The following is a 3,376-nucleotide window of genomic DNA, read 5'->3' on the forward strand; positions in this document are numbered from 1 at the left end:
GTCCCGGAACCGGTGTCCCCTCGTTCCGGGTGTCCGGGGCGAGTCCACCACGAAAGGTACGGACAACGATGATCATGCGCCGCGGCTCCGCCGGCGTACGGGGGCGGGTCCTGGACACCGGGGGCCTTCCGGTCGGCGGGGCGCACCTCACCGTCGTCGACCACGACGGCCGCCAGCTGGACGAGGGCACGGCGGATCAGGACGGCCGCTACGACCTCGCGGTCCCGGACGCCGGGCAGTACGTGCTGCTGGTCGGCGCGCGCGGGCACCTGCCCCAGGTGGCCGAGGTGGAGGTGTCGTCCTCGCGCCACTGCGCGGAGGTGACCGTCCGGCTGCCGGAGGCCACCATGGTCCGGGGCGCCGTCCGGGACGACTGGCTGCGGATGCCCGTGCCGGAGGCCCTGGTGCTGCTCATGGACGAGGCCGGCGAGGTGGTCGGCTCCACCCGGACCTCCGCCGAGGGCCGGTACGAGCTGCGCGGTCTGTGCTCCGGGAGCTACCGGCTGGTGGCCGTGCACCGCGCGCACGAGCCGGTGACCCGCCCGCTCGACATCACCGGGCGTCAACCCGTGCTGGTGGACATGGAGTTGCCGCGCAAGCTGCTGCACCTGCGGGGGGTGGTCGTGGATCCGGACGGCGATCCGGTCGAGGGCCTCCAGGTGCGGCTGGCGGACGACTCCGGCTCGGCGCTGCGGGAGACCACCGGCGCCGGGGGCCGGTTCGGGTTCTGTTCCGTTCCCCCCGGCACGTACACCCTGATCGCCGACGGACCGTCGGCGGTGACGCTGCGCGTCGTGCTCGACCAGGACCGGCCCGACGTGACGTTGACGGTCGAGCGCGGAGCCCGGTGACGAAGGGTCACCGGGCTCCCTCGTGCGGGGGCCCGCGACGATGCGGCGTGCCCTCCTCCCTGAACTCCTGCTGAAAGGACCCGCCATGACCACCGACCGGGAGAGCGCCTGGCTCCGCCGCTTCCACCCCGCCGAGCAGGCCCGGGTGCGCCTGGTGTGCCTGCCGCACGCGGGCGGCTCGGCGAGCTACTTCTTCCCGCTCTCGCGCTGCCTCGCCCCGGAGGCCGAGGTGCTGGCCGTGCAGTACCCGGGGCGTCAGGACCGGCACACCGAACCGCTGTTCACCGACCTCGCGGAGCCCGCCGACCGGATCGCCGAGGCGCTGAAGGTCTGGGACGACCTCCCGCTGGCGCTGTTCGGGCACAGCATGGGCGCCACCATCGGCTTCGAGGTCGCCCGGCGGCTGGAGGCCTCCGGCACGGTGCCGGTGGCGCTGTTCGCCTCGGGGCGCCGCGCGCCCTCCCGGGTGCGGGACGAGGGGATCCACCGGCGTCCGGACCAGGAGTTCCTGGCCGAGATGGTGTCGCTGGGCGGGGCCTCCGAGGTCCTGCTGAAGGAGCCGGAGCTGCTCCGGCTCTACCTGCCGGTGGTCCGCGGCGACTACCGGGCGGCCGAGACCTACCGCTACCAGGAGGGGCCGGCGCTGACCTGCCCGGTCTTCGGGCTCACCGGCGACCGGGACCAGCAGGCGGAGATCGAGAACGTCGCGGCCTGGGCGGAGCACACCACCGGGGCCTTCGGCCTGGAGGTCTTCCCCGGCGGCCACTTCTACCTCAACGACGCGCCCGCGGTGACGGACCTGGTCAGGGAGCGTCTGCTGGCCCTCGCCGGCTGAGCCGGTCCGCCTTTCCCCATCGGCTCGTAAAAACTGGTAGCGGCACTCCCAAAAAATGGGTAACCTTCAAAAGACGGTTCAATCTCATCGAAGCGGAGTTCCTCATGTCCGACACCGGGAGCCGTAAATGGTGGGCTCTGGGGGCGCTGAGCCTGTCGATGCTCGCCGTCGGCCTCGACGGCACCATCCTGAACGTGGCGCTGCCGCAGCTCTCCCACGCCCTGGACGCCACCGAGACCGACCTGCAGTGGTTCTCCTCGTCCTACCTGCTGTTCCTGGCGGCCTCGATGCTCCCCATCGGCCTGCTCGGTGACCGCCTCGGGCGGCGGAAGATGCTGATCGGCGCGCTGGTGCTGTTCGCGGTCTCCTCGGCGGGCTGCGCCTACGCGGAGAACGCCTGGCAGTTCATCGCGGCCCGCTGCGTGCTCGGCGTGGCCGGCGCTGGGATCATCGTGATGGCGCTGTCCGGCCTGACCGTGCTGTTCACCGAGGAGGAGCGGCCGAAGGCGGTCGGCGTCTGGTCCGCGTCCAACTTCCTGGCGCTGCCGCTCGGCCCGCTGCTCGGCGGCTGGATGCTGACGCACGTCTGGTGGGGCTGGGTCTTCCTGATCAACGTGCCGGTCGCCCTGCTGGGCGCCGTGGTGGTGTCCACGCTGGTGCCCGAGTCGCGCTCCGACGAGCCGTCCGCCTTCGACCTGGGCGGCGCGGTGCTCTCGGTGCTCGGCCTGGTCGCCGTGACCTACGGCCTGATCGAGGCCGGCGAGCAGGGCTGGGGCGACGGGCTGGCCTGGCTGGCGATCGGCGGCGGAGTGGCGCTGCTCATCCTGTTCTTCCGCTACGAGAGCCGGCTGGCCTCGCGCGGCCGGCGGCCGATGGTGGACCCGGCGCTGTTCCGGGTGTCCTCGTACACCTGGGGCGTGGTCCTGATCGGCTTCGTGTCGCTGGCCAACATCGGCGTCATCTTCCTGATGCCGCAGTACTTCCAGGCCGTGCAGGGCACCGACGCGATGGGCTCCGGCCTGCGGCTGCTGCCGCTGATCGGCGGCCTGGTGCTCGGCGCGGTGCCGGCCGACAAGGTGGCCAGGCTGGTGGGCCCCAAGGCGGTCATCGCCGCCGGGTTCGTGGTGATGACGGGTGGACTGCTGCTGGGCTCCACCACCGAGGTCGGCTCCGGGGCGGGGCTCTCCGGGACGTGGACGGCGCTGTCCGGGGTCGGCATGGGCCTGTCGATGGCCACCGCGACCTCCGTGGTGCTGTCCCAGGTGCCCGAGGAGCGCAGCGGTGTCGGCTCGGCGGTGCTGCAGGCCGTCAACAAGGTCGGTGCCCCGCTCGGCGCGGCGGTGCTCGGCAGTGTGCTGCTGACCTCCTACCAGTCGAATCTGGCCCGGCCGGCGCTGCTGGAACTGCCGTTCGAGGCGGCGGAGGTGACCAGGTCGGGAGTCTTCGGCGGGCTCGCCGTCGCGCGGGAGAGCGGCTCCGCGGCGCTGTACTCCACCGTGCGGGAGTCCTTCGTCCACGGCCTGAACCTCGCGCTGCTGGTCTCGGCGGGCTTCGCGGTGGCCGGTCTGATCTGCACCCTGGTCTTCCTGCCCAAGCTCCCCAAGCAGGCGGCGAAGGAGGGGGAGCCCCGCGAGGCCATCGGCGTGGCTTGATTCCGACGCCCCGCGCCCGCACCGGCTCCGTCCGGCGG

The 3,376-nt window shown here is 72.7% G+C and carries 3 protein-coding genes; all 3 read left to right on the plus strand.

Going from position 1 to position 3,376, the window contains the following annotated elements; translation table 11 throughout:
• The first annotated feature begins 68 nt into the window (after nt 1–68).
• Nucleotides 69–851, plus strand: a complete 783-nt coding sequence (locus tag ABD308_RS15335) for an MSCRAMM family protein (RefSeq protein ID WP_344333863.1) — start codon at nt 69–71, stop codon at nt 849–851.
• A gap of 85 nt (nt 852–936) precedes the next feature.
• Nucleotides 937–1,686 carry a thioesterase II family protein gene (locus tag ABD308_RS15340; RefSeq protein ID WP_344333865.1) on the plus strand — a complete coding sequence of 250 codons (750 nt, stop codon included), beginning with the start codon at nt 937–939 and terminating at the stop codon, nt 1,684–1,686.
• A gap of 104 nt (nt 1,687–1,790) precedes the next feature.
• Nucleotides 1,791–3,338 carry an MFS transporter gene (locus ABD308_RS15345; protein WP_344333867.1) on the plus strand — a complete coding sequence of 516 codons (1,548 nt, stop codon included), beginning with the start codon at nt 1,791–1,793 and terminating at the stop codon, nt 3,336–3,338.
• Nucleotides 3,339–3,376: the final 38 nt, after the last annotated feature.

The sequence above is a fragment of the Kitasatospora putterlickiae genome, assembly GCF_039527695.1.
Classification (GTDB): Bacteria; Actinomycetota; Actinomycetes; order Streptomycetales; family Streptomycetaceae; genus Kitasatospora; species Kitasatospora putterlickiae.

What these genes read in the sequence shown, in the direction of transcription:
- ABD308_RS15335 (WP_344333863.1), top strand. Translation starts at nt 69, where the DNA reads ATGATCATGCGCCGCGGCTCCGCCGGCGTACGGGGGCGGGTCCTGGAC.
- ABD308_RS15340 (WP_344333865.1), top strand. Translation starts at nt 937, where the DNA reads ATGACCACCGACCGGGAGAGCGCCTGGCTCCGCCGCTTCCACCCCGCC.
- ABD308_RS15345 (WP_344333867.1), top strand. Translation starts at nt 1,791, where the DNA reads ATGTCCGACACCGGGAGCCGTAAATGGTGGGCTCTGGGGGCGCTGAGC.